General features: G+C 66.9%; 30 protein-coding genes and 1 pseudogene. 15 read left to right on the forward strand and 16 right to left on the reverse strand.

The genetic code is table 11. From position 1 onward, the window contains the following. The 3 genes and pseudogenes from ACPYOG_RS10930 to ACPYOG_RS10940 all read left to right on the forward strand — a co-directional run. Nucleotides 1–1,248: pseudogene (locus ACPYOG_RS10930) on the forward strand (IS110 family RNA-guided transposase); the annotation flags it as partial. A gap of 19 nt (nucleotides 1,249–1,267) precedes the next feature. After that, complete coding sequence (locus ACPYOG_RS10935) at nucleotides 1,268–1,540, forward strand: hypothetical protein (protein ID WP_481294254.1); 273 nt, start codon at nucleotides 1,268–1,270, stop codon at nucleotides 1,538–1,540. A 206-nt stretch (nucleotides 1,541–1,746) separates the two neighbouring features. Beyond that, nucleotides 1,747–3,690, forward strand: coding sequence for a nuclease-related domain-containing DEAD/DEAH box helicase (locus ACPYOG_RS10940; protein ID WP_481294255.1), 1,944 nt, complete (start codon nucleotides 1,747–1,749; stop codon nucleotides 3,688–3,690). An 88-nt stretch (nucleotides 3,691–3,778) separates the two neighbouring features. Here the strand turns inward: ACPYOG_RS10940 and ACPYOG_RS10945 are convergent, their stop codons facing one another. Then, a complete protein-coding gene (locus tag ACPYOG_RS10945; protein ID WP_481294256.1) occupies nucleotides 3,779–4,603 on the reverse strand; it encodes a protein NO VEIN domain-containing protein in 825 nt (274 codons plus the stop codon). Nucleotides 4,604–4,827: 224 nt separating this feature from the next. On the opposite strand from ACPYOG_RS10945, the gene ACPYOG_RS10950 reads away from it, so the two are divergent. Continuing rightward, nucleotides 4,828–5,409: a hypothetical protein gene (locus ACPYOG_RS10950; RefSeq protein ID WP_481294257.1), complete on the forward strand. Its 582-nt coding sequence runs from the start codon at nucleotides 4,828–4,830 to the stop codon at nucleotides 5,407–5,409. 54 nt (nucleotides 5,410–5,463) lie between these two features. On the opposite strand, the gene ACPYOG_RS10955 is transcribed toward ACPYOG_RS10950, so the two are convergent. Genes ACPYOG_RS10955 through ACPYOG_RS10990 form a run of 8 tightly spaced genes read right to left on the reverse strand, consistent with a single transcriptional unit; the run spans nucleotide 5,464 to nucleotide 13,921 of the window. Beyond that, nucleotides 5,464–7,098 carry a fucose isomerase gene (locus ACPYOG_RS10955; protein ID WP_481294258.1) on the reverse strand — a complete coding sequence of 545 codons (1,635 nt, stop codon included), beginning with the start codon at nucleotides 7,096–7,098 and terminating at the stop codon, nucleotides 5,464–5,466. 41 nt (nucleotides 7,099–7,139) lie between these two features. Further along, complete coding sequence (locus tag ACPYOG_RS10960) at nucleotides 7,140–8,060, reverse strand: dihydrodipicolinate synthase family protein (RefSeq protein ID WP_481294259.1); 921 nt, start codon at nucleotides 8,058–8,060, stop codon at nucleotides 7,140–7,142. Next, entirely contained in the window at nucleotides 8,057–8,890 is an 834-nt protein-coding gene (locus ACPYOG_RS10965) for an SDR family oxidoreductase (RefSeq protein ID WP_481294260.1), read from the reverse strand. The genes ACPYOG_RS10960 and ACPYOG_RS10965 overlap by 4 nt, the downstream gene beginning before the upstream one ends. Before the next feature lie 45 nt (nucleotides 8,891–8,935). After that, nucleotides 8,936–10,066, reverse strand: coding sequence for a mandelate racemase/muconate lactonizing enzyme family protein (locus tag ACPYOG_RS10970; protein ID WP_481294261.1), 1,131 nt, complete (start codon nucleotides 10,064–10,066; stop codon nucleotides 8,936–8,938). Between the two features lie 34 nt (nucleotides 10,067–10,100). Further along, the gene (locus ACPYOG_RS10975; protein WP_481294262.1) at nucleotides 10,101–11,012 is read right to left on the reverse strand and encodes a carbohydrate ABC transporter permease; all 912 of its coding nucleotides are present in this window, start codon (nucleotides 11,010–11,012) and stop codon (nucleotides 10,101–10,103) included. Then, a complete protein-coding gene (locus ACPYOG_RS10980) occupies nucleotides 11,009–11,920 on the reverse strand; it encodes a carbohydrate ABC transporter permease (protein ID WP_481294263.1) in 912 nt (303 codons plus the stop codon). The genes ACPYOG_RS10975 and ACPYOG_RS10980 overlap by 4 nt, the downstream gene beginning before the upstream one ends. A gap of 1 nt (nucleotide 11,921) precedes the next feature. Continuing rightward, nucleotides 11,922–13,190 carry an ABC transporter substrate-binding protein gene (locus tag ACPYOG_RS10985; protein ID WP_481294264.1) on the reverse strand — a complete coding sequence of 423 codons (1,269 nt, stop codon included), beginning with the start codon at nucleotides 13,188–13,190 and terminating at the stop codon, nucleotides 11,922–11,924. 23 nt (nucleotides 13,191–13,213) lie between these two features. After that, nucleotides 13,214–13,921 (reverse strand): FadR/GntR family transcriptional regulator, encoded by a 708-nt coding sequence (locus ACPYOG_RS10990; protein WP_481294265.1) that lies wholly within the window; start codon nucleotides 13,919–13,921, stop codon nucleotides 13,214–13,216. Nucleotides 13,922–14,226: 305 nt separating this feature from the next. Here ACPYOG_RS10990 and ACPYOG_RS10995 point away from each other — a divergent pair, with 305 nt between their 5' ends. Next, the gene (locus ACPYOG_RS10995) at nucleotides 14,227–15,210 is read left to right on the forward strand and encodes a DUF2510 domain-containing protein (protein WP_481294266.1); all 984 of its coding nucleotides are present in this window, start codon (nucleotides 14,227–14,229) and stop codon (nucleotides 15,208–15,210) included. Nucleotides 15,211–15,253: 43 nt separating this feature from the next. On the opposite strand, the gene ACPYOG_RS11000 is transcribed toward ACPYOG_RS10995, so the two are convergent. Beyond that, on the reverse strand, nucleotides 15,254–15,922 hold the full coding sequence (locus tag ACPYOG_RS11000) for a response regulator transcription factor (RefSeq protein ID WP_481294267.1): 669 nt from the start codon (nucleotides 15,920–15,922) through the stop codon (nucleotides 15,254–15,256). Nucleotides 15,923–15,931: 9 nt separating this feature from the next. Beyond that, nucleotides 15,932–17,074 carry a sensor histidine kinase gene (locus ACPYOG_RS11005; protein WP_481294268.1) on the reverse strand — a complete coding sequence of 381 codons (1,143 nt, stop codon included), beginning with the start codon at nucleotides 17,072–17,074 and terminating at the stop codon, nucleotides 15,932–15,934. 339 nt (nucleotides 17,075–17,413) lie between these two features. Here ACPYOG_RS11005 and ACPYOG_RS11010 point away from each other — a divergent pair, with 339 nt between their 5' ends. The 5 genes from ACPYOG_RS11010 to ACPYOG_RS11030 all read left to right on the forward strand — a co-directional run bounded on the left by ACPYOG_RS11010 (nucleotide 17,414) and on the right by ACPYOG_RS11030 (nucleotide 20,590). Continuing rightward, a complete protein-coding gene (locus tag ACPYOG_RS11010; protein WP_481294269.1) occupies nucleotides 17,414–18,067 on the forward strand; it encodes a hypothetical protein in 654 nt (217 codons plus the stop codon). Between the two features lie 253 nt (nucleotides 18,068–18,320). Beyond that, nucleotides 18,321–18,971, forward strand: a complete 651-nt coding sequence (locus ACPYOG_RS11015; RefSeq protein WP_481294270.1) for a DUF1345 domain-containing protein — start codon at nucleotides 18,321–18,323, stop codon at nucleotides 18,969–18,971. Between the two features lie 155 nt (nucleotides 18,972–19,126). Then, nucleotides 19,127–19,645, forward strand: coding sequence for a DUF3060 domain-containing protein (locus ACPYOG_RS11020; protein WP_481294271.1), 519 nt, complete (start codon nucleotides 19,127–19,129; stop codon nucleotides 19,643–19,645). A gap of 62 nt (nucleotides 19,646–19,707) precedes the next feature. Beyond that, on the forward strand, nucleotides 19,708–19,971 hold the full coding sequence (locus ACPYOG_RS11025) for a DUF4190 domain-containing protein (protein ID WP_481294272.1): 264 nt from the start codon (nucleotides 19,708–19,710) through the stop codon (nucleotides 19,969–19,971). A 181-nt stretch (nucleotides 19,972–20,152) separates the two neighbouring features. Further along, the gene (locus ACPYOG_RS11030; RefSeq protein ID WP_481294273.1) at nucleotides 20,153–20,590 is read left to right on the forward strand and encodes a hypothetical protein; all 438 of its coding nucleotides are present in this window, start codon (nucleotides 20,153–20,155) and stop codon (nucleotides 20,588–20,590) included. A 9-nt stretch (nucleotides 20,591–20,599) separates the two neighbouring features. Here the strand turns inward: ACPYOG_RS11030 and ACPYOG_RS11035 are convergent, their stop codons facing one another. Continuing rightward, the gene (locus ACPYOG_RS11035) at nucleotides 20,600–21,100 is read right to left on the reverse strand and encodes a SixA phosphatase family protein (protein WP_481294274.1); all 501 of its coding nucleotides are present in this window, start codon (nucleotides 21,098–21,100) and stop codon (nucleotides 20,600–20,602) included. A 59-nt stretch (nucleotides 21,101–21,159) separates the two neighbouring features. Further along, nucleotides 21,160–21,597: an alternative ribosome rescue aminoacyl-tRNA hydrolase ArfB gene (arfB, locus tag ACPYOG_RS11040; RefSeq protein WP_481294275.1), complete on the reverse strand. Its 438-nt coding sequence runs from the start codon at nucleotides 21,595–21,597 to the stop codon at nucleotides 21,160–21,162. A gap of 100 nt (nucleotides 21,598–21,697) precedes the next feature. Here arfB and ACPYOG_RS11045 point away from each other — a divergent pair, with 100 nt between their 5' ends. The 3 genes from ACPYOG_RS11045 to ACPYOG_RS11055 all read left to right on the forward strand — a co-directional run bounded on the left by ACPYOG_RS11045 (nucleotide 21,698) and on the right by ACPYOG_RS11055 (nucleotide 22,915). After that, nucleotides 21,698–21,925: an RNA-binding S4 domain-containing protein gene (locus tag ACPYOG_RS11045; protein WP_481294276.1), complete on the forward strand. Its 228-nt coding sequence runs from the start codon at nucleotides 21,698–21,700 to the stop codon at nucleotides 21,923–21,925. A 72-nt stretch (nucleotides 21,926–21,997) separates the two neighbouring features. Next, nucleotides 21,998–22,558 carry an MOSC domain-containing protein gene (locus ACPYOG_RS11050; RefSeq protein ID WP_481294277.1) on the forward strand — a complete coding sequence of 187 codons (561 nt, stop codon included), beginning with the start codon at nucleotides 21,998–22,000 and terminating at the stop codon, nucleotides 22,556–22,558. A 9-nt stretch (nucleotides 22,559–22,567) separates the two neighbouring features. Continuing rightward, entirely contained in the window at nucleotides 22,568–22,915 is a 348-nt protein-coding gene (locus tag ACPYOG_RS11055) for a LysR family transcriptional regulator (RefSeq protein WP_481294278.1), read from the forward strand. A gap of 22 nt (nucleotides 22,916–22,937) precedes the next feature. On the opposite strand, the gene dinB is transcribed toward ACPYOG_RS11055, so the two are convergent. The 3 genes from dinB to ACPYOG_RS11070 form a co-directional block, all read right to left on the reverse strand. Continuing rightward, complete coding sequence (gene dinB, locus ACPYOG_RS11060) at nucleotides 22,938–24,134, reverse strand: DNA polymerase IV (protein ID WP_481294279.1); 1,197 nt, start codon at nucleotides 24,132–24,134, stop codon at nucleotides 22,938–22,940. Nucleotides 24,135–24,203: 69 nt separating this feature from the next. Further along, complete coding sequence (locus tag ACPYOG_RS11065) at nucleotides 24,204–24,797, reverse strand: TetR/AcrR family transcriptional regulator (protein WP_481294280.1); 594 nt, start codon at nucleotides 24,795–24,797, stop codon at nucleotides 24,204–24,206. 66 nt (nucleotides 24,798–24,863) lie between these two features. Then, on the reverse strand, nucleotides 24,864–25,217 hold the full coding sequence (locus tag ACPYOG_RS11070; RefSeq protein ID WP_481294281.1) for an SPW repeat protein: 354 nt from the start codon (nucleotides 25,215–25,217) through the stop codon (nucleotides 24,864–24,866). A gap of 355 nt (nucleotides 25,218–25,572) precedes the next feature. On the opposite strand from ACPYOG_RS11070, the gene ACPYOG_RS11075 reads away from it, so the two are divergent. Further along, nucleotides 25,573–25,845 (forward strand): DUF3311 domain-containing protein, encoded by a 273-nt coding sequence (locus ACPYOG_RS11075; RefSeq protein WP_481294282.1) that lies wholly within the window; start codon nucleotides 25,573–25,575, stop codon nucleotides 25,843–25,845. Further along, nucleotides 25,842–26,315: sodium:solute symporter family transporter (locus tag ACPYOG_RS11080; protein WP_481294283.1), on the forward strand; the 474-nt coding region annotated here is incomplete at its 3' end. The genes ACPYOG_RS11075 and ACPYOG_RS11080, both read left to right, overlap by 4 nt.

Below are 26,315 nucleotides of genomic sequence, written 5' to 3' on the forward strand. Positions count from 1 at the left end.
GTTCCTCGGCGTCGATGTTGGCAAGCCCGCGCATGACGCCGTTGCGCTCGCCCGGGGTGGCAGTGTGCTGCTGGATCGCGGACTGCCGAACGATGACGCGCAATTGCGCGAGGTCATCGACGAGCTGAAACAGGCCGGGACGGTGCTACTGGTGGTGGATCAGCCCGCGACGATCGGGGCGCTCCCGGTCGCGGTCGCCCAAGCCGAGGGGATCCTGGTGGGGTATTTACCAGGGTTGGCGATGCGGCGGATCGCGGACCTGCACGCCGGGCATGCCAAGACCGACCCGCGGGACGCGTTCATCATCGCGCAGGCCGCCCGCACCCTCCCGGATGCGTTGCGATCGATCAACATCGAGACCGAATCGGTCGCTGAACTGAGCATGCTCTGCGGGTTCGACGAGGACATCGTGAAGCAGATCAACCAGACCGCCAACCGGCTGCGCGGGCTGCTCACCCAGATCCACCCCGCCCTGGAGCGGGTGATCGGACCCCGGCTGGATCATCCCGCCATCCTCGACCTGCTGCAGCGTTACCCGTCCCCGGCCGCCCTGGCTGCGGCGGGAAAGGCCCGGATCGGCAACGCCCTGGTCAAGCGGGCGCCAAAGATCGGCCGCGACCTCGCTGAGCAGATCATCACCGCCCTGTCCGAGCAGACCGTGGTCATCGCCGGCACCGGGGCAGCCGCATTGGTGATCCCACGTCTGGCTGAACAGTTGGCCACGTTGCGGCGGCAACGGGCAGAGATCGCGGCCGAGGTCGAGGATCTCGTGGAGGCCCACGCTCTTCACACCGTCCTGACCAGCATGCCCGGTGTCGGGGTCGGGACCTGCGCCAGAATCCTCAGCGAGGTCTCCGGCCGACACTTCGACACCGCCGGCCACCTCGCCGCCTACGCCGGACTTGCCCCGATCAGCCGACGCTCCGGCACCTCCATCCGCGGCGAGCGACCCTCGCACCGCGGCAACCGGCCCTGAAACGGGCACTATTCCTCTCCGCGTTCGCCGCCCTACGAGACCCGGTCTCGCGTGCTTATTACGACCGCAAGATCGCCCAAGGCAAACAACACAACCAGGCCCTCATCGCCCTCGCCCGCCGACGCTGTGACGTCCTCTACGCCATGCTCCGCGACGGCACCCTCTACCACGCCAACCACACTGCTGTTAAGGAGCGCAATGCCCTTCGCCCACCCGCCTCTGACGCTTCGCTGAAGCCCATGCCCGAATGGGGGATCGTTGGCCATCAATAGTTATCCCTAAGCTCGGGTCATGACGCGTGGGCGGGCAAAGGCTTCGGATCTGGTCAAGCTGTGGGTGATCGAGCTTGTTGTGGTGGTTGGGGCCATCTACTCAAGCCGCCAACAAGGTGGCGCTGCGTTGTGCGGCGCAACGGGCTCCAACCCGCAGCACGACCTCTTTGACTGCTTCACAGGCTCGCTGGCACGCATGGTGCTCCCATGGGCCATTGGAGGTTCGATCCTGATAGGCGCCATGACGTTGATTCTTACTGTCGCCTATGTGCTGCGCCGGCGCGCCGCTTGACGCTCCAAGCCCCTCCTAATGGGAGTATCGGCATGCGTCACGCAGCAGCGAAGCTGAATATGGCGTGATCAGGGGCGGGCTGTTTTGGGGGGTGTCGTTTGGGATCGGCAGGCTATTCCGCCGGCGAAGAAGGGCGACGACTTCGCGCCCTCGCAAGCGAACATGACCGCCTAGCCTCCGAAGCGCGCGAAGCCGCAGAGCGTTGGATGATCGCGCACCACACCGAACGTCAGGTCGCGGGTAGTCTGGCGCCACTCTCGGCCGCCGGCTACTCGTTCCTTCACGATCGCGGCTGGCCAGGGTCCCGCTCACGAGCGCAGATCGATCACGTGCTGGTCGGGCCGGGCGGCCTCTTCATCGTCGACACCAAGGCTTGGGCGGATGTCGAGATTGCGGCTGGCCGCATCTTCCGAGGTCAGGCAGACGTCACCGACGATCTCGAGGGATTGGCCGACGTCGGCTACGGGACCGAAGCGGTGATGGCCGACCTCGGGTTGGCCCCGGGCGAGGTGCACGTCGTGGTGGTGCTGGCCGGACGGCGCATGCCGCCCACGGAGGTGGGCGGCGTTATCGTCGTGGGCGAACGACAGGCGGCGACTCACATCAACGCACACGGACGCCGCCTAACGGACGCGCAGGTCAACACCGTGCTCGGTGCGGCTCTCAACCATTTCCCCGTCCTCGACTCGTCGCCGCGCGCATTGGACACGAGCATCCCTGAACCAGTCCTCGCGGAATCGGAGCCGGAACCGCTGCTGGAGATCGAGGATGTAACGGAAATCCTCCTCGCAGGACTCATGGCCGCGCCCATCGAGGAGTGGATGGCCTTCCTCCATCCCAGCCAGGCCAAACTCGTGAGGCGCGGATTCAACGGGCCTGCACGAATCCGGGGTGCAGCTGGTACGGGCAAAACGGTGGTGGGCCTGCACCGAGCCGCCTATCTAGCCAGATCTCAGCGCGCAAAAGTTTTGGTCACCTCGTTCGTCCGAACGCTGCCGGACGTGCTGGGCAACCTCCTGGCAAGGCTCGCGCCTGACGCCGTGGAGCATGTGGAGTTTGTCGGAGTTCACGCATTCGCCTTGCGCTTGCTCAAGCACCGCGGCATCAGGGTCAACCTCGACGGGCCCGAGGCCGCGCAGGCGTTCTCGTCGGCGTGGCTTCGCATCGGCGTGGGTGGCTCGCTTGCCGCAATCGATCCGAACCCCCACTATTGGCGAGACGAGATCAGCTACGTCATCAAGGGCCGCGGACTTGCTCGCTTCGAACAGTATGCGGACCTCGTCAGAACAGGGCGCCGCCGACCGCTGGGGCTCGATCAGCGCCGCGAGGTGTGGCAACTGTTCCTGGCGTATGAAACGGAGTTGCGGGCACGCCGGGTCCACGACTTCGATGACGTCATCCTCCAGGCTGAAGCCTCGCTGCGTTCGACGCCGCTTGAGGGGTACGGCGGAGTCATCATCGATGAGGCGCAGGATCTCACCTGCGCGATGGTTCGCATGTTGTACCTGCTGGTCGGCGACAAGGCTGACGGGCTGACCTTGATCGGCGATGGACAGCAGACCATCTACCCTGGCGGGTTCTCATTGACGGAGGCGGGCGTTTCGATTGCCGGTCGTGGTGTCGTGATGACGACCAACTATCGGAACACCCGCGAGATCGTTGAGTTCGCGTCGGCGGTAGTCGACGGCGACGAGTTCGCGGACATCGAAGGCGAGGTACGAGGTCGCGACTCGATCGGCGAAGTACCGAGGACGGGGCCGGTCCCGGTTTCCCACCGATTTGCCAATCGTGCGACGCACGACAAGGAGCTCGTGGCACACTTCGCCGGGTTGGAGTGCCCGCCTGGAGATGTGGGCGTTCTCTGTCTGACGAACCAGGGTGTGCGGGACGCGGTTCGGGCGCTGAGCGCTGCGGGCATCCCTGTTCTCGAGCTGACAAAGTACGAGGGATTGCCGGTCAACGCAGTGAAGGTCGGCACGATCAAGCGCGCGAAAGGTCTCGAGTTCAAACACGTCCTCCTGCCCCGAGTGCCACCCGCACTCCTGGACAGCTCCGACCGCGACGACGAGGCCATGGTCATCCACAGGCGAGAGCTCTACGTGGGAATGACTCGGGCACGAGACGGGCTCTGGGTCGGCGTGTGCACGTGACGCGGTCGCATTGCGGCGCACAGAGGGGCGCCTGAGGGCCTTCCGGGTCAGCGCGACAAAAAACCCGCCGATGCTGCCGAGCGAGTCTCTATGTCAGGAGCCCGCGCCATTGGGAGGGTTCCAAAATGAGATCGTCCCCGCGAACAGCGCCCATCCGCGCCCGAAGGGTCCAGTCGCCGGCGCCGGCCTCGCTCGGACGAAGCGATGACACCACAATCAACATGTACTTTGCCGAGTTGGCCTCCGAAAAAGCGCGCTCCCCTTCGGTCATCCAGAAAACGGACGAGTCTGCGCGAGTCCCCTTTACTTCGACGTAAAGATCGGGGTCAGCAATGTCGCCGACAATGAGGTCAAACCCCGGGTTGTTGTGGGGCATTTCGACCACGACCTGGCCCGGGTACTGCGCCATCAGCCACGCTATGGCGCAATCGACCGAAGCGCGTTCTACCTCTTTCGCATCTATTGCGGATGCATAAGCCCCGGGTCGCAGGGGAGCCTCTTCGCTCAGCGAGGACCCGACGATCGATTCAAACTGCGCAACGGAAATGGATCGCACTCCCTGCGCCCAGTAGACGTTCACCTTTCCGGCGTCCGGGTCCGCTTCGTAGTAATAGCCGTCGGGACGCTTGAGCGGAACGTCCTTGTCAAAACCTCGGTAATCGAGGATCTCGCACTCTGAACGCCCGACTTGGGTGCTCGGGCGAATAGGGCCGACGATACCCGCACCTGTGTAGCCGCGGCCCGCCAGATGGTAGACGAAGGGGACGCCCGGCAGGATTCGCGTCAAATAGGCGTCCGGGAACTCATAGGAGACGCCCGTTCGATCGGCGTAGCGATACCCGGACCGTTCGGCGCCCTCGGAAGAAAAGAACACGAGCGGCACGAGACGGAACGTATCGGAAAGACGCTTCATATACTTGCATTTCGCGCGTGCGCCATGCGGATCGGGAACAGCGACCCAGAGGGGAGGCGGCGGTCGGTCTTGGAGCGACCCATGGCCGCGATGCATCGCCGGTGCCTCACATGGGGGCTTGCAGTCTCTCCCGGTAGCCGGAATCCTGATTCCTGACCGCGCTTCCCGACGACGGTTGCTCTTGCCCTACGCAGGTACCAACGGAGATCAGGAGAATTCAGGCCATGTCGCTCATCACCGCGGTCGTCGGCAGCAAGGTCGCCATTGCGCTTATCGCGCTCGGAACGATCACGGTGGGCGGCTCCGCAGCCGCAGCGTATACAGGCTCGCTTCCTCCCGGTCTGCAGGACGATGCTCATTCGCTCCTCGGTGCTCCGGCCGCGGAGCCCACCGACACTGCCACGGGAACGCCAACCGCAGAACCTACCGACGACCCCTCCGATACAGCGACACCGGATCCCAGCGCAACTGCCCCGGTGGGGCCGGACGCGACAGGTCCGGCGGCGCATGGATTGTGCACTGCGTTCCAGCACGGCGGCCTCGCCCCGACGTCGGTTGCCTACGCTTCGCTCGCGAAGGCCTCCGGAGGCGCGGACGGCATTGCGGCCTACTGCGCGGTGGTCCTGACGCCTAAGCCCACCGCGGGACACGGCGCGGGGAAGGGTGCGACGCCGACGCCGGAACCGACTTCTGACGCTCCTGAGAGTCCTGCGCAGCCGAACGGGTCCGCCGACCACTCGGGTCATGGCGCTCCCGCGGCGCCGGGCGGCTCCGGCCACTCCGGCGGAAGTCACGGCCGCCCGTAGCCTCGCTTCGGTCGACCCGCGAGACCGACCCGCGAGACGGACGAGCCGCCCGCCTCAGAGGTTCACCCGGCCCACCAGGTTGACCCTGATCCCGAGCCGATCGAACATCGCCGCCTTCGCAGCGAGCGCCTTGTCGGCGGTCTCCGCGTCCGGCGCGTAGGCGACCTGGGCATGGTTCGCCTTGTGGCGAGCCATGAACTGGTCGCGCGTCACGTCGTGCAGCACGACGTTGGCGATCGGCCACTCCGGATTGGTGGCGTCCTTGCGTCGCTGCGTCTCATCCAGGGGCAGCTCCACGACGGTGGCGCGGAAGATGTCGGCCTGCAGGATGCCGTCGGCGATGAAGACGCGCGAGATCACGACCTCGCCGGGCTTGGAGACGCCGTTGATCGTGGCGCCGCCGGCCGGGAAGAAGACGTGGCCCTGACGCCATCCCTCCGCGTTCTGCCAGCCGCCCAGGTGAGAGGCCGGCACGGAGCCGGAGATCTCGTAGACCCACACGAACTCGCCATCGAACTCCTCGCCCCAGCGGACGTCGTGGAGGGTGTTGTCGGGCACGAGCCCCATCGCACGCCACACACGGTCGGTCACGAGCGCGTCGACGGCAACGCCCTCGTCGGCTTCGTTGAAGTGCGGGAAGGCACGGCCGGCGTGCAGCTCCCGTGAGCCGTCGCGGCTGAGCACCGGCGGCCGCTCGGTGGAGTTCAGCATGCCCTCCGCGAGGTCCGACGCCGGCACGAGGTCCTTCAGGCCCTGCTGGTACTGGATGCCGACGGCATCCAGTCCGAAGTCGTCCGCGATGCGCAGGGCCGCGATGTACATCTTCAGCTGCCACTGCACCTGATCGCGGGTGAGCTCGGTCGCCGGATCTTCCCCGTAGACGAAGGTCATGCCGTGGTCGATCAGCCAGTCGTACACGGCATCCGCTTCGGCATCCGTTACGCGCAGCATCTCCGCGTACAGCGCGGACTGCGAGAGGCGCTCCTTGTACACGCCGATGCGATTCAGCAGCTCGTCGTCGAAGATCGCGTTGTACATGCCCATGCAGCCCTCGTCGAACACGCCGATGATCGCCTTGTCCGTGAGGAGCTCGTCGCCGAGTGCGCGCCCGAGGGCGACCTCCGGGGTGTCGGGCAGCTCCGGCAGGGGACGGACGTGGGAGGCGTCGTGCACGATGGCCCCCGTCTCCACCCACTCGCGCAGGCCGTCGCGGAACCAGTCGTCCGTGAAGTCGACCGACCAGGTCGTCGCGTACGGCTTGCCCATCTTCGTGAGGCCGGCGTTCAGTCCGAGGAGGCCGACGAGCCCCGGCCAGTCGCCGGCGAAGTTCGCGACCGTCAGGATCGGCCCGCGGTGCGTGCGGAGCCCGGCGAGGATGTGGTGGGAGTACTGCCAGTTCGCGATCGCGACGACGAGCGGCGACTCCGGCGGGATCTTCGTGAAGATCTCCAGGCCCATCCGCTGGCTCGAGATGAAGCCGTGCCCGGTCGCCGGGTCGACACCGAACGGCCGGATGACCTGCCAGCCCAGCTCGTTCAGCACGCCGGTGACCGCGGCCTCCAGTTCGACCTGTGTCGGCCATCCCGCGAGGTTCGCGGATTCGCGCAGGTCGCCGGAGGTGATGAGGTAGGCCGTGCGCTCCGGGGCGTCGGGCCGCACGGGCGTCGCGGGCAGTGCGTAGTCGGTCATGTCGTCTCCTGTGGTGTGGGGTTCTACGTGCCGGGTGGATGTCACGCGCGCGCCGCGTCTTCAGCGACCGTGGCCGCGATGCTGTCCTGCAGCCGGGTCCAGAGCGCATCGAGGCTCGCGCGGTTGTCGGCGGTGAGCGCCGCCATCGGTCGACGGCACGAACCGCACGGAACGGCGTACTTGCCGACCAGGTACTTGGCGGCCGGGAACACTCCTTCGCGGATCATCCCGTCGAGCGTCTCGTTGATGCGCACCTGCACCGTCCGCGCGCCGTCGGGATCGCCGGCCTTCACACGAGCCCGCAAGGAGCGGAAGAGCTCGATCTGCAGCCCGACGGTCGTGCCGATGGAGGCGGTCGCACCCATCATGAGGGCGGGGAGGTAGAGCTCGTCGAAGCCGTTGATGAGCTTCACGTCCGGATACTGGGCCACCAGACGTTCCGCGCCGAAGAGGTTCTGCGAGGTGTGCTTGATGCCGACGACCTGGGGGAGCGACAGCAGCGCCTCATACCCTCCCTCCACCACGTCCCGACCGGTGAACTGGGGGATGTTGTAGACGATGAACGGGAGGCCGACGCGGTCGATGACGGCACGGTAGTGAGCCACGACCTCCTCCGTCGAGTAGTGGTAATAGAGGGGAGGGATCATGGAGACGGCCGCGACGCCCGCTTCCTCCGCCGCCTGGGCGAGCCGGATCGCGTCGCGAGTCGTCATGGCCCCGACGTGCGCGATGACGGGGACGCGTCCCGCTGCGGCGTCGACGGCGGTGCGTGCGGCGGCCTCCCGCTCCTCGAGCGACAGGAGCATCCCTTCGCCGGTGGACCCCCCGATGTAGATTCCCTCGACTCCGCGCGCGATGTCGATGTCGACGAGTGCCGCGAGGTTGTCCAGATCGACCGACTCGTCCGCACGCATCGGAGTGGGGGTCGCGGCGATGATCCGCTCACCGATGACGTCGCTCACCATGCGGTCCAGCCCCCGTCGACCACGAGGTTCGAGCCCGTCATGTAGCGGGAGGCGTCCGACGCGAGGAAGATCAGCGCGCCGTTGTACTCGTCGGCCTGCGCCATCCGGCCGATCGGGATGCGGGCCTCGTAGTTCGCGTGGAACTTCTCGTCCTGCGTCTCCCGCCACACTCCGGCCGGCGTCAGCGTATTCACGCGGATGCCCGTCCGGCCCCAGTAGGTGGCGCAGTACCGGGTGAGGTTGTAGATCCCGGACTTCGCCGCCGAATAGGCGACAGGCTTGATGAACGGCACACCCGTATCGACGGCCTTGTACGCGTAGATGTCCTGCACCGGCGAGACCATCCCGTAGATCGATCCGACATTGATGAGCGACCCAGCAAGTCCCGCCTCGCGCATCCGGCGGCCCGCTGCCTGGGTGACGAGGAAGGTGCCCACGAGATTCGTGTCGACGACCTCGCGGAACACCTCGGCGGGGAACTGCTCGAACGGGCCCGACACCTCCGGCGGCGCGCTGGGCTGCGTGTCGATGCCGGCATTGTTGACGACGATCGTCGGGATGCCCCAGGCGTCGACGACCCGATCGAATGCGGCCTCCACGCTCGCCTGGTCCGTGATGTCCAGCTGGACCGCCATCAGCCGGTCCCCGCCCTCCGCGATGCCCAGGCGTTCGCCCGCATCCACGTCGGCGTCGCGGGAGGTCACGACCACGCGTGCCCCGCGTGCGTGCAGCGCCCGGGCGAACTCGGCGCCGATCTGGCCGAACGCTCCCGTCACGACCGCGATTCTGCCCGCCACCGAGAACAGTGGATCTTCGGTTCCATCCATCGAGATGATCTCCTTGCCCGTGGGACTTCCGTCCAACGTCCTGTGTCAGATGCGGTGTTCCGCGAGGTAGTCGCGGTCGAGGACCAGGCCGTGTCCAGGTGCGGTGGGCGGGTAGTAGACGCCGCGGCGCGTCTCCCCGGTCGACGAGAAGATGCCGAGGTCGGTCCACGTCCCGCCGTCCGTCATCTCGGCGTACGAGATGTTCGGGACGGCGGTGAGGATGCTGGCGCTGAGCTCCATCACGAAGTGCGGCGTCATCGGCAGGTTGCGGGTCCGCGCGGCCGCGGCGATGTCGAGGTATCCGGTGATGCCCCCGACGCGTCCGAGGTCGGCCTGCACGAAGTCGACTCCGCCGCCGTCGAAGTACTGGACGAACTGGTCGACCGTGTAGACGTTCTCGCCGAGTCCGATCGGGGTGCGCACCTCGCGGGCCAGCCGCGCGTGGCCGGAGATGTCGTCCGCGGGGAGCGGCTCCTCGATCCACAGGAGGTCGAACTGCTCGAAGCGCGAGAACGCTCGGAGCGCCTGGGGGTAGTTCCATCCCTGGTTGGCATCGACCGCGAGGGGGAATGCTCCCACCGCTTCGCGGATCCGCGCGAGCCGCTCGACGTCCTCCTCGAGGTCGGGCTTGCCGACCTTCACTTTGGCGGCTGCGTAGCCGTCGGCCTTCCAGCGGCGCACCTGCTCGACGACCTCGTCGGCGGAGAGGTTGAGGTTGATGCCGCTGCCGTACAGGGGGACGCTGTCGCGCACCCGCCCGATGATGTCGATGACGTTGACGCCGAGGCTCTTCCCGAGGAGGTCCCAGGCCGCGATGTCGAACGCGGAGATCGCATGGGTCGTGACACCTGCGCCGCCGATGTCGTGCACGAAGCGGTACGCGCGATTCCACAAGCCCCGCGGGGACACCCGCTGGCCCACCAGTGTCGGCGCGATCTCGTGCGCGAGCGCGCCGATCGTGCGGGCGCCCATCCCGGAGGTGTGGCTGAAGCCCGTTCCGACCATCCCGTTGTCGCCGTGCAGGTCGACCACGGTGACTTCGATGTCGGTCACCCGGTGGATCTGGTCGCCCCACGGGCCCTGGGGGAGAGGAACGCGCGCGAGCGAGATCTCCACCCCTTCGATACGGGGGATCTCGGTGGTCAGCCGACCTGATCCTGTCTGCACAATCGTCATGTGTTGCCTTTCGAGAGGTGGGGTGGGGAGCGGCTCAGCCTTTGACGGCGCCGGCGGCGAGACCGCCGATGAGCTGCTTCTGGACGAGCATGAAACCGAGGAGGACGGGCACCGCCGCGATGACGCCGCCGGCCGTCAGCAGGTCCCAGCGGATCTGGTAGTCGCCGATGAACAGCTGAAGGCCGATCGGGATCGTCTGGCTCTTCGTCGACGACGTGAACGTCAGGGCGTAGAGGAACTCGTTCCACGAGAAGATGAAGATGTAGGTTCCCGCGGCGGTCAGTCCCGGCCGCAGCAGGGGGAAGAGGATGTGGCGCACCATCTGGAACTTGGTGCATCCATCCACGGTCGCTGCTTCGTCGAGCTCCGGCGGAAGTCCGTCGAGGAAGCCCTTGAGCAGGTAGGTCGCGAACGGGGTAGCGAACGTCGTGTATACGAGGATCAGGCCGGCGGTGGTGTCGAGCAGGCCCGCGCCCTTGAGCATCGTCGAGAGCGGGATCACGAGCAGCACCGCCGGGAACAGCTGAGCGATCAGCAGGACGGTCAGCAGCGCGCCGCGTCCGCGGAAACGGAAGCGCGACAGCGAGATGGCTGCGGCCGACGCGACGATCAGCGACAGCACCACCGTCCCCAGCGCAGCCAGCAGACTGTTGCGCATGTAGGCGAGGAACGGCGTCGTCGTGAAGAGCTCGACGTATCCCTGAACGCTGAGCGCGGACGGGAGCTTGCTCATCCCGTTCGCGACGAGGTCCTGATTCGGTGTGAACGACGTCAGCAGCATCACGAGGTACGGGCCGATGGTGGCGATCATCCACCCGGCGACGAGGACGTACAGCCCCACCCGGCCGACCCGGCGCGCGGAGGAGGATCGACGTGCCGGCGGCGTGACGGCCGGGATGCGCTCGGTGCGCGGGCCGTCGATCGTGCCGAGAGCGTTCGCGGTCATCGCTTGACCCCCTTCGTCTGGGTGAGGCGCAGGTAGATCACGACGAGGATCGCGAGCACGATCGCCTGCACCACGGCGTAGGCGGCGCCGCTGCCCAGCTGCCCTTGCTTGTAGGCCGTGAGGTACGACTGCAGCGGGATGGTCGTGGATGCGATCCCCGGGCCGCCGCCCGTGAGGACATACGCGAGATCGATGTAGTTCGCGGTCCAGATGAGCCGGAGCACGAGCGTGATCAGCACCGTCGGGAGGATCGACGGGACGACGACATGCCGGAACACTCCGAGCGGACCGCATCCATCCGTCCTCGCCGATTCCTTCAGCTCCTCCGGCACCGCCTGCAGCGCCGCGAGGACCATCACCGCGAAGAACGGGATGCCCTGCCACGCATCGATGACGATGAGTGTCGGCAGCGCTGTGTGCGCGTCGGAGAGCCAGGCGACGGGATGCGTCATGATGCCGAGGCGCTCCAGGACGGTGTTGACCAGTCCTCGGTTGGGGTCGAGCAGCCAGAGCCAGATCAGCGCTACGAGCACGCTCGGGGTCGCCCACGGGATCATGGCGAGGCCCCGTACGGTGCCGCGCAGCCGGAACTTCTGGTTCAGGAGCAGCGCCCCGATGACCCCGAAGATCAGCTGCAGGGAGACACCGCCCACAGTCCAGAAGACCGAGTTCCCGACGAAGGCGCCGAACTGCGGATCCTGGAACAGGGCGACGAAGTTGTCGAACCCGAGGAAGCCGACCGTGCCCCCGAGGAGGGTGGTCTTCGTCAGCGAGAGCCAGATCGCGCGCAGGAACGGGTACGCGACGAAGACGAGCAGCAGGATCAGCGTCGGCGAGACGAAGAGGAGGATCGTGGGGTCGAAGCGACGTCTGGCGCCGTCTCGACCCCCCGCGACTGTGGTCGTCATGTCACTTCTTCTTGAGCCCTGCGGCGAGCGCCTGCAGCATCTTCACGCTGGTCAGCTGTCCGGAGAACGCCTGCTGGATGGTGGGGGACCAGGTGGCGTTCACGACGGTGGTCGTGCCGGGGAGCTGCGGCCAGCTCTTCGCCGTCTTGGCCGCGGTGATGGCTACCTGATAGGCCGGATCCTTCTTGAACGCCTCATTCGCCGCGACGGCTTTGGTGACCGGCAGCTGCCCCTGCGGTGACGTGCTCATCTTCAGCATCTGCGCGTCGCCCAGCAGGAACGTCTCCCACTGCCAGGCGAGTTCCTGCTTCTTGGAGTCCGCGAAGATCACGTTGCCGCTCATCGACTGCACGGTGGACGGCTTGGAGGGGTTCGCGGCCGGCACGGGGATGACTCCGACGCCGTCGCCGAACTGCTTCCGGACAGCGGCCAGGGAGCCGATGTGGTGGATCATCGTGGCCGTGGTCCCGGCGAGGAAGTTGCTCTGCACCTGCGAGAAGGCGGCCGTCTCCGATCCCGGAGGCGCGTACTTCGCCAGGTCGAGGTACTTCTGGTTCACCGACTCGGCCGGAGCCTTGTCGAGGATCACGCTTCCGGACGAGTTCACGAACTGTGCCCCGCCCGCGAGCATCCACGCGGCCCACTGGTCCTGGCCGCCGGCGCCACCGCGAACGTCGAACGCGTAGTGTCCGTTGCCGGTGAGCTTCGGAGCGTCGGAAAGCATCTCGCTCTGCGTGGTCGGCGGCTGGAGGCCCGCATCCGCGAGCAGCTTCTTGTTGTAGTACATGTACAGCGCGGTGTTCTGGTGGGGCATCATGTAGATCTGATCGCCACCGGGCACCTTGCCGGCGTCCCAGGCGCTCGGCTCCACCGACGACTTGCCCTTCCACGCGTCGATGCGGTCGTTGAGGGACGCGAGCACCCCGGCGTCCACGAACTGGCCGATCCACGAGTCCTTCATGCGCGCCGCATCCGGGCCGTTGCCGCTGCTGATCGCGGTGGACAGCTTGTCCAGGTACTGCGCGGCGGGAACGACCTGGAGGGTGACCTTGCCGTGGCCGCTCTGGGCGTTGAACTCGTCGGCGAGCTGCTGCCAGGTCGTGTCGGTCGCGTTGTCCTGCCAGAGCCAGTAGTTGATGGTCTGGCCGGTCGTCGACGCGCTTGTGGTCGTCGTCGAGCCGGCGCCGGTGCCGGAGCATCCGGCCAGCGCCAGCGCGGATGCCGCGATCGCGCCGATGACGACGGATGCGCGAACCTTGTGTTGCTTCATTGCAATGCCTTTCGGAAGGGTTCTCAGTGCGTTCGGGGGGAAGGACCGGATGGATGCGTGGCGCGCTGCGTCTCTCGCGAGGCCGTCAGCCGCGCACGCACATCGAAGAAATGGACATTGAGCTCGTGGACCGCGAGAGGGGTGTCGCCGGCCTCCAGAGCTTCGACGATCGCGGCGTGATGGCGGGCGGATGCCGGGAGGTCGCTGCCGACCTGGAGCTGCTCGGACGACTCGTCGAACATGTGCCAGAACGCGGCCACGAGGCCGTGGAAGGTCCGGTTCTCGACGTGCGTGTACAGGACCTGGTGGAACGCCGCATCCTCGTGGATGAAGGGAAGCCCCTGGGCGGCCTTGGATTCCATCCGGTCGACGAGGCGCCGGAGCTCGCGCAGCGTTGTCGGAGACATGTCGGCGACGGCGGCGGAGAAGAAAGCCACTTCGAGCACGCGCCGGACATCGAGCATCTCCTGCATGAGCTCGATCGACGGCTCCATGAAGCGCGTCAGCGTCTCGACGACGGACTGCATGCTGAACTCGCCCAGCACGCGCCGCGAACCCTGCTTCGCCACGACCAGACCGAGCGCCTGGAGCGCTGCGAGCGCCTCCCGCAACGCCGGCCTGCTCACGGACAGGTCGTGGACGAGCTCCTGTTCTGACGGCAGAGGTTCGCCGGGCAGCAGTTCCAGCTCACGGAAGTGCTGGAACAGCCGCATCTCAAGTTCGATAGGCATCGCTGGCTCAACTTGTCTGACAGTGGAGGGTGTGATCCGGTTGTGATCGCGTCACCACGCTACGAATACGTTGAGATTCGGGGCAATGTCCGGCGGCGAATTGCGCCGAATTGTCTGACAAGTGCGGCCTGCGGTGTCCTCACTCGTCAGGCAGTCCGTGTGGGTGACGCACACGTCTTCCAAGCCGACACGCACGGATGGGTCTTGGCGCGCCTCGAAAACGCTGGCGATTGCGCAAGCGTCTCCCCAGTTTTGGGGCGGCCGAAGTAGGTGAGGGATTCTTCAGATTCTGTCAGTGTGGCGGTATGACGAATCCCACGAATCCTGCGACCGCGCCTGCTGGCTGGTATGACGACGGCTCAGGCAAAGGAACCCAGCGCTATTGGGATGGTCAGAGCTGGACGGACGCCACGCAGCCCGCGACCCCTCAGCCCGCGGCCCCTCAGCCGCCTATGCCTCCCGTACCCGTCGATCCCGCGCTGAGCGGTGCGGGGCAGCCCCTTCCGGCCGCTGCGCCCGTTGTTGCGGCTCCGAAGCAGACCAATGTGCTCGGGATTGTCGCGCTCGCCGTCGCTGTCCTCGGTTTCGTCTTTGCATGCATTCCTGGCGCGCTGATCGTCGGCTGGGTCCTCTTGCCGATCGCCTTCGTCCTGGCGCTGGTGGCGCTGTTTCTCAAGGGGAAGGGAAAAGGCCTTGCGATCGCAGCGCTGATCACCGCGATCGTCGGCACCGTGGTGGGCTTCGTGGTCTTCTTCGCGGTGGTCTCGGCATCGTTCACCAACGCATTCGGCGGGACCGACACGACCGTGAAGGCTCCGGCCGGTACGGCTTCCGCGGCCCCCAGCCAGGCGAGTGCCGATAAGGCGAAGACGGGCACCCGCGAGAACCCTGCGCCGCTGGGGAGTTCGGTTGTCGGCAAGGACTTCACCGTGAAGATCAACTCGGTGAACCTGAACGCGACCGACGCTGTGCACGCTGCGAACGAATTCAACGACGCACCGGATGCGGGCATGACGTACGCGCTTGTCAACGCCACTGTCACCTACACGGGCAAGGACTCGGCGTACGCCGCCGAGGTGCAGATCTCGTACGTGGGCGCTGACGGTAAGGTCTACAAGTCGTTTGATAAGGCCGTGGTTGCTCCGGATCCTCAGCTCGGAGCCGATGAGCTCTACACCGGCGCATCGACGACCGGAAACGTTGTGATCCAGATCCCCGCGGCAGCGGACGGCGTGCTTCGCGTGGAGCCCGGAGTGATCGCCGACCAGGTGTTCGTGGCGACGAAGTAGCCGGACTGGCCGAGCGCGGATCGATCCAGCGCTCGGCCGGGGATCAGACGACGCCGGCTTGCGCCACGATGACAGCGAGCTGGGTTCTGTTCCGGATGCCCCACTTCGTCTTGATCGACGACAGCGCGGATTTGACCGTCGTCTCAGCGACGAAGAACTTCGCTGCGAGCTCCGCGTCGGAAGCTCCGTCGAGGAGCGCGACCGCGAATTCTCTCTCGCGGTCGGTGAGCATCGCGAGCTTCTGGACGGCGGCACGACGCACCTCGGCATTCGGGGAGTCGCGCACCCAGTCGGTCAGCTGACGTGCTGCCCGTGGCGAGAAAGTGACCTCGCCGTTGGCCACTTGGCGGACGGCTTCGATGAAGCGCCGCGGGTCTTCTTCTTTGAGGAGGAAACCGGCGGCGCCGGCGGCGATGGCGTCCAGGACGAGACCGTCATCGTCGAGCGCGGTCATCATGAGCACCCTCGGGCCGTTCGGCATCGCCGACAGCGCTGCTGCGACCGCGATCCCGCCGACTCGCTTCATCTTCACGTCGCAGAGGACGACGTCCGGCGTCACGGAGGCAACCGCACTGCGAACCTCGTCACCGTCCGAGCAGCGACCCACGACGTCGAGGTCGGGCGAAGAAGAGAGAATGGTGCTGATCCCCGTCACCACCAGGGGATCGTCGTCGACCACGAGCACCCGGATCGGATGGTGGAGGTCGGTCACCCGGTCAGTCTAGCGAGGGGACCAGGGCAGCCAAGCGACGACAGCGAACGACCCCTCCGGCGTCGGGCCGGCCTGGAACGTGCCGCCGACGAGCGCGGCTCTTTCGCTCATCCCGGTGAGTCCGTGTCCTCCGGGCTGGGATGAGGTGGCCGCTCCAGGGATGAGCCAGTTCACGGCTCGCATCGTCAGCCCCGTTTCCGGGCCCCCGCGGACGTCGACGAACAGCGCCGCACCCGGAGCATGCCGACGCACATTGGAGATTGACTCCTGCACCAGGCGGTAGCAGATGTGTGCGACATCCGGGTCGCACGAGGCGGGGTCGGTGACCAGGATCTGGGCGCGGACATCGGTGCCCTCGCGGAGCGAGCTGTCGATGAGCTGGCCCAGGTCGTTGAGTCCGGTGGCCGACGCGGGAATGGCGGCCGTCGGATTGCGGAGAACGCGAACGACGTGCCGGAGATCCTCCAACGATGTCTGTGCCGACTGGCGGACCGCGCGGGCCGCTTCGGCGGCTGGAGCGTTCTCAGTTCCCACGGTGAGCTCGAGAGCGCCGGCCTGCAACGACACCGCGCTGAGGCGAGCTGCCAGCGTGTCGTGGATCTCTCGCGCGAGTTCCTGCCGCTCGCGCTCCAGCGAGACCTCCTGATGCAGGGCTGCCACGGTCCGTGTCGCGGTGGCGCTCCCACGACGTGCCGCATCGCGCTCGAGGCGCACGCGTCGCGCTATCCCGAACGCTGCGAAGGGTGCGATGGCGAAGGCCGCCAGAACCGGTACCGACCAGAAGAGGTCGAGCCGAGCCGCCGATCCCGCAGCGGGGGAGCCGACGAAGTTGGATAGAGAGGACGTGGGGGAGCCGATGTCCCAGCAGAATGCTGCGGCGGTCGCGAGATAGGTGGCTGCGATCATCGTCCAGAGGAGCCACCCGCGACGCACAGCAGCGAGCGCGGCCAGAGCGATCAGAGCGGGCAGGGGAGTGGTCGGCACGACGAGCGTGACCGCCGTTGCCAGCACGGAGACGAGTACAGGCATGCGGTGCCGCCACACGAGGAGGACCGAGACCCCGATCATCGGGAACGCGCCCACCGTGGCGATGACACGAACGATCGGTGGAAAGGTCGTCCCGTCGGTTCCATCATTCCCGGCGACCGCCATCGCCAGAAGGGAACAGAGCACCGCGAGCGCAATCGAGCCCGTGAGCGCCCAGGCCCTGCGGGCACGCGACCGTTGCGTTGGGGCCGGCCCCGGAATCGTGGGGGCATCCCAACCGCTGGCGGGCGGTGGGGGCGCGACAGTCATGAGTTGATCGTAGGGCGGCCCGGTTTAACCGACCACCACCTTTCGGACGGGTGTCCTCGGCATCCGCCCGTACTTTCGGTCGGTCCAGCCGGACCGGATCGACGTGGTCCAGCGGGAGTCGGCCCTGCTGTCATGAATCGAGCCGATCACATCCCACTCGCAGATCGTCACTCACCAGACCGAGAAGAGGTTCACATGTCCAACACACAGCCCGTCGTACCATCCGAGGACGTCCAGGCCGGCGGCGTCACCACCGTCAGGAGAGGCAACGGATTCGGGGTCGCCGCCTTGATTCTCGGCATCTTCTCTCTGGTCTTCGCCTTCATACCGTTCGTGAGCTATGCGGCGATCGTCGCCGGTGCGATCGCCGTACTCCTCGCCGTCATCGGCCTGACCCGGAAGTTCCGCGCTCGCGGAACGTCCGTCGCCGGCCTGATCACGGGGGTGATCGGGCTGGTGCTCGCCATCGTGATGACGACGCTGTACGCCGCCGTCTTCTTCGGTATCTCCAAAGCGGTCGACGACACGAACAAGGCGGCAGCCACATCCCACACCGTCGTCTACAGCGTGGCGGGAGCAGCCCAGGATGCGGATGTGACGTACTCGACGTTCACCAACGGCACGGCGGGCACTGAGCAGTCCAGCAGCACGCCGCTGCCGTTCACCAAGACCATCACCGTCAAAGGATCGAAGGACAGCCTCTCCTTCAACTCGTTCGACTTGACCGCGATGAACGGAATCGATGACACCGGCACCATCTCCTGCACGGTCTCTGTGGACGGCAAAACGATCTCGAGCCAGACCAGCTCCGGGAGCCTTGCGTCGGTGAACTGCAGCGGGACGAACTAGCCCGCCGAATCCGAAATCGACCCCGGCAGAGAAGAGCGTCGCGGCGAAAGACCTGGCCCAGAAGAAGCCAGAGAAGAAGAAGTAGTTCGGCAAGCGATCCGGCGTCGACCCGCCGGATCGTTGTCGTTCGTTCACGCAATCGGGCCTCCGTGCGTCAGACCTTGCCCCGTCGTCCGTCTACGAAACGAAGCCGTCGAACGCGCTGCCCTCATGCTCGCGCGTCGCCAGGCGCCGTGGTCGAGAGGAGGGTCGGATGGTCGGTCTGGTCGTGGGAGCGTGCGTCGAGGCGGCGCTGATCGGGGGAGGGGCCGGATGGCTTCTCAGCCCGACTCTCGAGGCGAGCATTGCGATCCAAGCGGCCTGGGTGCTCTTGGCGTTCCTGTACGTCGCTGCGCGGTGGATGGTGTTGGGGCGCGAGGCGCGACGTGGTGCGCGTCCCCGGCCCCGGAAGTGGGCGGTGCTCCGGCTGCTGAATGCGATCGTCAGTCCGGCCGTTGCGGTGGTCGGCGTCATGTCCGGATTCTTGATCGTCACCGGAACGATCGCGCCCGCCGAGGTCGGCGAGAACCTCAAAGCTGTCCCTGTCGCCCAGACGGTCGCGGTGTTCGGCATCTTCGCGGGGTGGGCGGTGATGCACCTCGGCTACGCCGACCGCTATCAGCACCTCAACGACACAGAGATCGCCAGGGCAGGCTCACCGAGTTTCGCGTTCCCCGGTGACGCCGGTGCGTCGCGCGTGTCATTCGCATACTTCGCCTTCACCGTCGGAACGTCGTTCGCGACCTCGGATGTCAACGTTCTCACCCCGCGAGCCCGGCACATCGTCACAGGCCACGCCGTCCTCTCGTTCGCCTACAACACCGCGGCCCTCGCCATCGCCATCGGCTTCCTCACCAGCCGCTGAGCTCCGGCCGGTCGTGACGACAGGTTTTGCGATGACAGGCGTCAGCAATCGGGGCGAACGACGTCTAGGTACACGGGTGCAGTGTTCGGCCTTGCCCTCCACTGCACCACACGGGCCGCCTCGGCCTTATTACCTCCATAAAAAGGAAACATTCAATGCGAAACAAAGCTCTTTCCCTGTCGGCTGCCGCTGTTCTCTGTGCACTCACCATCGGAACCCTCGCGGGTTGCGGAACCATCGTCGGGGTGAGCGCCGGTGACGGGGTGTCGATTCCGGAAGGCAAGGCGACGGTGAAGACCACGGGTGCGGCTTCCCAGACCGTCGACTCGGGCGCGACCGTGCACGCCAAGGCGAACGCCCCGGTGGCTCTGACGCTGAACAAGGCGAATGCGAACGTGATCTGCGACGACTCGACGTCCGAGATCGACATCCAGGGATTCAGTGGCACCGTCACCGTCTCCGGCGCGTGCAACGTGGTGAACATTTCCGGTCTCGGCGCCACGGTGAACCTCGGCGCGGTACAGGACATCACGGTGGAGGGTGCGAACAACAAGGTCGACGTGGACTCGGCAGAGACCCTTTCGGTCGCCGGCCTCACCAACAAGATCACCTACGGCAAGATCACCACCATCGGCCACGTCACAGGCATCGACAACAGCACGCGCGCCCGCTGAGCATCCCGCGGACAGAATCGGCGTCCGCATCCCCGCATCAATCCAGACCACAAGGAATTTTCATGACAACAGTTGAGAGCGACCAGAAGACCCTCCACCAGGCCGGCACGAGGTGGAACAAGTTCGCCGTCGCGGGGTTCGTCCTCGCATTCTTCTCCGGCGTGCTCGGCATCATCTTCGGCGCCATCGGGCTCTCCCAGACCAGCCGCACCGGCGACCGGGGTCACGTTCTGGCCGCCTGGGCGATTGCGATCGGCATCCTGAAGACAATCGGACTCATCAGCAGCATCGCACTGTGGGGATTCTGGGGCTGGTGGGGCTTCTGACCCGGCCCACCACCACGGGAGGTCCCGCGCCGCGGGGCCTCCCTCCGATCTCCCCGCCTGTCCGAAGCCGTTCTCGCCCCCGGAATTTCTCTTGACACCGCCACCGCGCAGCGTAACCTGAGATTTGCTCATTAATCCGTGCGTCGAGCGCGGTCGAAATGTGGATGTCAAAGGAGTCATCATGCGCGAAGTAACGAAGTGGAAGAAGAAGGAAGGAATGGGCCTCGGCCGGCGCGTTCTCGTGACGATGGCGGCGACCGTGGCGCTCGTGGGAGTCGCCGCCTCGCCGGCGCTGGCCGATTCCTGCGCGAACGTCAGCCGTCCCGCGCCGCAGGGATGGACACCTGCGACGACCTACCAGGCGCCGCTGGTCCAGGGAGGGTGGGTATGGCTCCCGAGCCTCACGTCCGTTTTCGGAGCCGGTGACTTCCCGCCCTTCTGGGGCAAGGTCACTCCGGGAACCGAAGACTCGATCCTGCTGAACGCCCCGGGGAGCAACGGAAACTTCACCAATGGGAAGACGGTTTCGCTTCTGGGAGTGTCCGCGATCTGCGATGGGAGCAGCCAGGCCTTCGTGGTGCGCCAGACGGATCACGGCATCCAGACCGGGTGTGAGTAGTCGGGCAGCTCAGCGCAGGTCGTGACCGTCCGACCGTCCTGAAACACGGAGCGCCGCGGATGCGGCGTCGAGTTCGGACCACGGTCCCTCACCGTCGAAGACGGCGATGCCCGACGTCCGCAGGACCACCTCCTCACCGGCGAGGAGCGACGCCAGCTGCTCCATGCCGGGATTGTGGCCGACGATGAGCACCGTCTGCACGGTGTCCGGCACGTCATGGACGATGTCGAGGAGTTGGTCCGCGGATGCCGCATACACGCGGTCCTCGAAACGCGCAGGAGGGAGCGGGTCGAGGTGGGCGGACGCCAGCTCCCAGGTCTCGCGGGCGCGCCGCGCGGGCGATACCAGTGCCAGGTCGATCCGGCCCGCGTGGTCCGCGAGCCACCGGCCGGCGAGCGGAGCCTGTGTCTTTCCGCGCTCGGCGAGCGGCCGGTCGATATCCGGGACGGATCCGGACCAGTCGGACTTGGCGTGGCGCAGCAGGATGAGGATGCGGTCGGTCGTCGTCACGCTGCCAGTGTCCCCCACGAGGAGGCGGCTGGGTACTGTCGGCGTGGATTTTTCGGCGGTCAGTCCTGAGGGGGACGACGCAGTCGCTTGACGTCGGTGCGCCGCTTCTTCGCATCCAATCGCCGTTGCTTGGCTCCGCGACTGGGCCTCGTCGGTCTGCGTGCGGGTGCTGGCGGCAGGAGGGCATCGGCCACCAGGTCGGCGAGCCGGGTGAGCGCGGCCTCCCGGTTGCGCAATTGCGCGCGATACTCGGATGCCGCGATCGTCAGCCTCCCGTCGACCAGCCGACTGCTCAGACGCTCGAGGAGCCGCTCCCGCTGAAGCGGTGAGAGAACGGCGGAGCCCGCCACATCCCACACGAGTTCCGCGCGGGAGTCGGCGGTGTTCACCCCTTGCCCGCCCGGGCCGGACGACCGCGAGAACCGCCACGAGAGCTCGGACTCGGGGATCGTGAGTCCGGCGTCGACGCGAAGGCCGGGGCGGTGGGCAGCGGGCATGGGTCCATCATCCTCTGAGGCCCGGGATGCGCGGGCGCGCCGTGCATCCGCGTCCACCGACCGTGTCCGGGGCCGGGACAGGGTGGGCTAGCATTTCGGAATGACCAACCCGGCTCGGATCGACGACGTGTCGATCGGTGGTGACGGCATCCGCCTCGGGCAGTTCCTCAAGTTCGCCGGGCTCCTCGACTCCGGTGGAAACGTGAAAGAGGCCATCATCGACGGCTACGTGACCGTGAACGGCGAGGTCGATCGCCGGCGCGGACGGCAGCTGCAGCTCGGCGACGTCGTCACCTTCGAAGGACGAAGCGTCCGCGTCTGCCCGTGAGGATGGTGCCGGCCAGGACGTTGCGTTTGCCGATGTCCTCCACGGCGGCTCGGTTCGCGAGAGACTCTAACCGTGAGCGCGAATCAGGAAGAGCGGCCCCACGTCGTCGCTGTGAGCAAGGACGACGACCATCGGTTCAGTAAGTCGGTCGTCGACCACGTCGTCCTCATCGAAGGGTGGGGCGTGGAAGGCGACGCGCATGCTGGCACGACCGTCCAGCACCGGTCCCGCGTCGCCCGCGACCCGTCGCAGCCGAATCTGCGGCAGGTGCACCTGATGCACGCGGAGCTGTTCGACGAGGTCGCCGACGCGGGGTTCCCGGTCGCGCCGGGACAGCTGGGCGAGAACGTGACGACTCGCGGAGTCGATCTGCTCCGCCTGCCGACCGACACGCTGCTGCACCTCGGCGATGACGCATGCGTGCGGGTCACCGGATTGCGGAACCCGTGCGAACAGATCAACGGCTTCGAGCCGGGACTGCTGCGCCAGGTGCTGGGCCGGGCCGCGGACGGTTCGATCGAACGAAAGGGTGGTGTCATGGCCGTCGTCGTCGCTGGAGGGATCGTCCGCCGCGGCGACCGCATCCGAGTCGAGCTCCCGTCGGGGGAGCACTCTCCGCTCATCCCCGTTTGAGGACCGATTGTGAACATCACCCTGCTCGTCCGGTTCGTCGCCGTGGCCGAGGAACTGCACTTTCCGCGTGCGGCGAATGCGCTGAACATCCCTCTCGCCTCTCTCTACTCGTCGATCGCGAAGCTCGAAGAGGAAGTGGGATCGCCCCTCTTCGTCCGAAGCTCCACGGGAACCCGGCTGACCGCTGCCGGGGTCCTCTTTCTTGCCACGGCCCGGGAGGAGATCGCTGCGGCCCCTGCCCCGGCCGCAAAGCCGGTCGTTCCCGCAGGCGGAAAAGCCAAAGCTTCGAAGGGCAAAGGCCGCGCCCCGGCCGTGAAGGGGCAGCCGAAACCGTACAAGAAGCGTCAGGGGCGTTAACCTCCGCATCCAGACGTGCGCGTCATTGGTGCTCCGGGAGGAGCGGCGTCGACCAGCCGGGATCGCGGCCGAGCTGCGTGGCACGAGCGACCGAGGTCGCACCGAAGCGATCGCGAACGGCGTCGAGGACGGTGTCCAGTCGCGCGCCGTCGTCCCAGTCGATCGGGAGTTCGGGCTGGAAGCTGTCGGCGCGTCCCAGCTGCGACAGCGAGATGCCGATGAGGGTGATGCCGCGTTCGGCGATCTCGGGCTGAGCGGCGGCGAGGAGGGTGCGGGCGACGGCGAGCAGCGCCGACGTCCGGTCTGACGGGAAGCCCAGGGTGCGCGATCGGGTGGCTTTCGCGAAGTCGCCGTAGCGGAGCCGGAGCACGATCGTGCGGCAGGTGCGGTCGCCATCCCGCAGCCGCCGAGCGAGCCGGTCGACGATCTGGGTCAGGATGAGGTCGAGCTCGTCGGCCGTGCGCGGGCGGCTGCCGAGCGCTCGCTGCGAGCCGATGGATCCGCGCCGCTTCGTCGAGTCGACCGGGCGCGGATCCCGCAGCCGGGCCAGTGCGTGCAGGTGCGCGCCGGCCGCCCTCCCGAGCAGCCTCTCGGTCGTGGCCTCTTCGAGCTCGGCGAGCTGACCGACCGTGCGGATGCCGAGCCGGTGCAGCTTCTCGGCGGTGACAGCGCCGACGCCCCACAGTCGTTCCACCGGGAGGGGGAGGAGGAAATCCTGTTCCCGGTCGGGTTCGACCAGGAGCAGCCCGTCCGGTTTGCTCACCGCGCTGGCGACCTTGGCGAGGAACTTGGTCCGCGCGATCCCGACCGAGATGGCGAGGCCGATCTCGGCGCGAACCCGCTGCCGCAGTCGTGTGGCGATCTGCTCGGGCGTGCCGGCGATGCGCCGGAGCCCTCCGACCTCCAGAAAGGCTTCGTCGATCGACAGGCCCTCGACGAGTGGAGTCGTATCGCGGAAGATCGCGAACACGTCCTTGCTCGCCGCGGAGTAGGCGTCCATGCGCGGCGGGACGATGACGGCCTCCGGGCAGAGGTCGCGCGCCTGCCGGCCGCCCATCGCGGTGCGCACTCCGCGGGCCTTCGCCTCGTAGCTCGCCGCCAGCACCACGCCGCCGCCGACGATGACCGGCCGGCCGCGCAGCGCGGGCGCGTCGCGCTGCTCGACCGAGGCGTAGAACGCGTCGAGGTCAGCGTGCAGCACGGTCGCCTCGTCCCGCATGCCGGCCTCCATTCGTCCCTGCGTCCAGGGGAATGGTCGCAGGTACCGCGGACATACCTGCCGGAGGCGTCAGTCGGACCCGTGCTGGAGGCCGGCGCACAGCAGCTCGGCCAGCGTGGTCAGGTCCTCGAGGGGGTCATCCACCTGTCCGTGCGGTTCGCCGTCGATCGACTCGTCGGTCAGCGGGGGAGTCGTGACGATCGCTCCCCACGCCAGTGCGGCGGCACGGAGCCGCTTGCTGCCGACCGGGATGTGGAGGCTGCCCGCTAGGACCTTCTCGATCGTCGCGTACAAGGCCCGCCGGTGGGCGGCCAGCTTGGCCTTGACCTCCGGATGCGAGTGCTGCTCGCGCCACACGATCACGCGGATCACGTCGGAGTCGGCCTGCACCCGGAAGAGCTTCTGGCTCAGATTCAGCAGAGACCGGACGGGCTCGCCCGGTTCGATGAGCGGGTCGGGATCGATCTTGCCCGGACCGAGCCTTTCGCCGACCAGAGCGGCGAGGATGTCCTTCTTGGACGGGAAGTAATAGAACAGCAGCCCCTTGGGGACTGCTGCTGCGGTGGCGATGGCCGAGGTCGCTGTCGCGTCGAAGCCGCGTTCGGCGAACAGGGTTTCGGCTGCGTCGAGGATGCGCGTGCGCGCTTCAACTGTGGTGTCCACGGTCTGCTGCCGCCGCTTCGAATAGGGGCGAGGGGCCGGAGGCCGGCCCCTCGCGCTGGGGGTGTTCTAGTGCGTTGCCTGCGGGTGATGCGTGTGCATTGCCGGCTGGAGGGCCAGGAGGCCGACGACCAGCGCGACGACACCCGTTATCCACGATGTCCAGGCGGCTCCCGTCGCCGTGGCATAGCCGCCCACCCATGGGGAGATGATGAGCAGGACGCCGAGAACGGCGTGGATCCATTCCATCGCGACGAGTCCCGGCATCGCCAGGCTCCACACTCCCGATGCGATCAGCAGCACACCGAGGACGATCATGATCGGCATGGATGCGCCCATCTGGTGGGTCCAGAGCGTCGACAGTGCCGCGTAGAGACCGGCGGCGACAGCCACCCAGTCCTGCCAGCGAGTCCACTTATTCATCGAAACCAACATCCCTTCGTCAGTTGGCTCCCGGTCTGGGGGTCGCCTCCATTATAAGTTGATTGACCGCCCGGTCAAATAGTTGTTTCTCAGAAGATTCCTGCTGCGTCGGCTGCGCCAGTGAAGGAGATTCGAAGGAGTTCCGTCCGAATCTCCTTCAATACTGCCATTCGAAGGAGATTCGGCACCCGATCTCCTTCTCTACACCGTGAGCGGTGCCGCCAGACGCGCGTGGCAAACGCCTGCGACAACGCAAAGACCGGTGTACCGTTGCGGGCAATAGACCGGTCTCCCCGGCCTCCCGGTGGCCCAGCGGGCAGCGGGAGGACGGCGGGTTCGAGGTGAAGGGACACTGATGTCATCGCCTGAAGTTCCGACACGGGGGCCGGCGCGCCCCCTGCCCTACGTGATCTCCGGCATCCTGATCGTGATCGCGATCGTGGTTCCCCTGATCGTTCCGATCTACGCGCGGAGCGAGCCGGCCCTGGCCGGCATCCCGTTCTTCTACTGGTATCAGATGCTGTGGGTGCTGATCGACGCCGGCCTGCTCTGGATCTGCTACGGACTGATCAGCCGTGAGGACCGGCGGCGCCGGGCCGCAGTGAGGGGACCGGAGGTGGACGAATGATCGCCGCAGCTGCTTCGGGCGCGCGGCCCGTGAACGGGGTCGCGCTCACCGTCGTCATCATCATCTTCGTGATCGTCGCGATCATGGGGTTCGTCGCGGCTCGCTGGCGGATCACGCCGGAGGAGCGCGGGATGCGGACCCTCGACCAGTGGGGCCTCGGCGGCCGCGGCTTCGGGAGCTGGATCACCTGGTTCCTGCTCGGCGGCGACCTCTACACGGCCTACACCTTCATCGCGGTTCCCGCGGCGATGTGGAGCACCGGTGCGGTCAGCGGCTTCTTCGCCGTCCCGTACACGGTGATCCTGTACCCGATCGTCTTCCTCCTGATGGCGCGGCTGTGGTCGGTGTCGCACCGCCACGGCTACGTGACACCGGCGGACTTCGTGGGTGGACGGTACGGAAGCAAGACGCTCTCGACCGCCATCGCCGTGACGGGGATCGTCGCCACGATGCCGTACATCGCCCTCCAG

This window comes from Leifsonia sp. HAY1-4F (assembly GCF_056755275.1).

Coding starts and splice junctions, on each gene's coding strand:
- ACPYOG_RS11020 (WP_481294271.1), top strand. CDS start 19,127: ATGCGAAACAAAGCTCTTTCCCTGTCGGCTGCCGCTGTTCTCTGTGCA.
- ACPYOG_RS11025 (WP_481294272.1), top strand. CDS start 19,708: ATGACAACAGTTGAGAGCGACCAGAAGACCCTCCACCAGGCCGGCACG.
- ACPYOG_RS10940 (WP_481294255.1), top strand. CDS start 1,747: ATGATCGCGCACCACACCGAACGTCAGGTCGCGGGTAGTCTGGCGCCA.
- dinB (WP_481294279.1), bottom strand. CDS start 24,134: ATGCGGGACGAGGCGACCGTGCTGCACGCTGACCTCGACGCGTTCTAC.
- ACPYOG_RS10935 (WP_481294254.1), top strand. CDS start 1,268: ATGACGCGTGGGCGGGCAAAGGCTTCGGATCTGGTCAAGCTGTGGGTG.
- ACPYOG_RS10955 (WP_481294258.1), bottom strand. CDS start 7,098: ATGACCGACTACGCACTGCCCGCGACGCCCGTGCGGCCCGACGCCCCG.
- ACPYOG_RS10950 (WP_481294257.1), top strand. CDS start 4,828: ATGTCGCTCATCACCGCGGTCGTCGGCAGCAAGGTCGCCATTGCGCTT.
- ACPYOG_RS10995 (WP_481294266.1), top strand. CDS start 14,227: ATGACGAATCCCACGAATCCTGCGACCGCGCCTGCTGGCTGGTATGAC.
- ACPYOG_RS10970 (WP_481294261.1), bottom strand. CDS start 10,066: ATGACGATTGTGCAGACAGGATCAGGTCGGCTGACCACCGAGATCCCC.
- ACPYOG_RS11075 (WP_481294282.1), top strand. CDS start 25,573: ATGTCATCGCCTGAAGTTCCGACACGGGGGCCGGCGCGCCCCCTGCCC.
- ACPYOG_RS11010 (WP_481294269.1), top strand. CDS start 17,414: ATGTCCAACACACAGCCCGTCGTACCATCCGAGGACGTCCAGGCCGGC.
- ACPYOG_RS10990 (WP_481294265.1), bottom strand. CDS start 13,921: ATGCCTATCGAACTTGAGATGCGGCTGTTCCAGCACTTCCGTGAGCTG.
- ACPYOG_RS11070 (WP_481294281.1), bottom strand. CDS start 25,217: ATGAATAAGTGGACTCGCTGGCAGGACTGGGTGGCTGTCGCCGCCGGT.
- ACPYOG_RS10965 (WP_481294260.1), bottom strand. CDS start 8,890: ATGGATGGAACCGAAGATCCACTGTTCTCGGTGGCGGGCAGAATCGCG.
- ACPYOG_RS10945 (WP_481294256.1), bottom strand. CDS start 4,603: ATGAAGCGTCTTTCCGATACGTTCCGTCTCGTGCCGCTCGTGTTCTTT.
- ACPYOG_RS10975 (WP_481294262.1), bottom strand. CDS start 11,012: ATGACCGCGAACGCTCTCGGCACGATCGACGGCCCGCGCACCGAGCGC.
- ACPYOG_RS11005 (WP_481294268.1), bottom strand. CDS start 17,074: ATGGCGGTCGCCGGGAATGATGGAACCGACGGGACGACCTTTCCACCG.
- ACPYOG_RS11030 (WP_481294273.1), top strand. CDS start 20,153: ATGCGCGAAGTAACGAAGTGGAAGAAGAAGGAAGGAATGGGCCTCGGC.
- ACPYOG_RS10980 (WP_481294263.1), bottom strand. CDS start 11,920: ATGACGACCACAGTCGCGGGGGGTCGAGACGGCGCCAGACGTCGCTTC.
- ACPYOG_RS11015 (WP_481294270.1), top strand. CDS start 18,321: ATGGTCGGTCTGGTCGTGGGAGCGTGCGTCGAGGCGGCGCTGATCGGG.
- ACPYOG_RS10985 (WP_481294264.1), bottom strand. CDS start 13,190: ATGAAGCAACACAAGGTTCGCGCATCCGTCGTCATCGGCGCGATCGCG.
- arfB (WP_481294275.1), bottom strand. CDS start 21,597: ATGCCCGCTGCCCACCGCCCCGGCCTTCGCGTCGACGCCGGACTCACG.
- ACPYOG_RS11045 (WP_481294276.1), top strand. CDS start 21,698: ATGACCAACCCGGCTCGGATCGACGACGTGTCGATCGGTGGTGACGGC.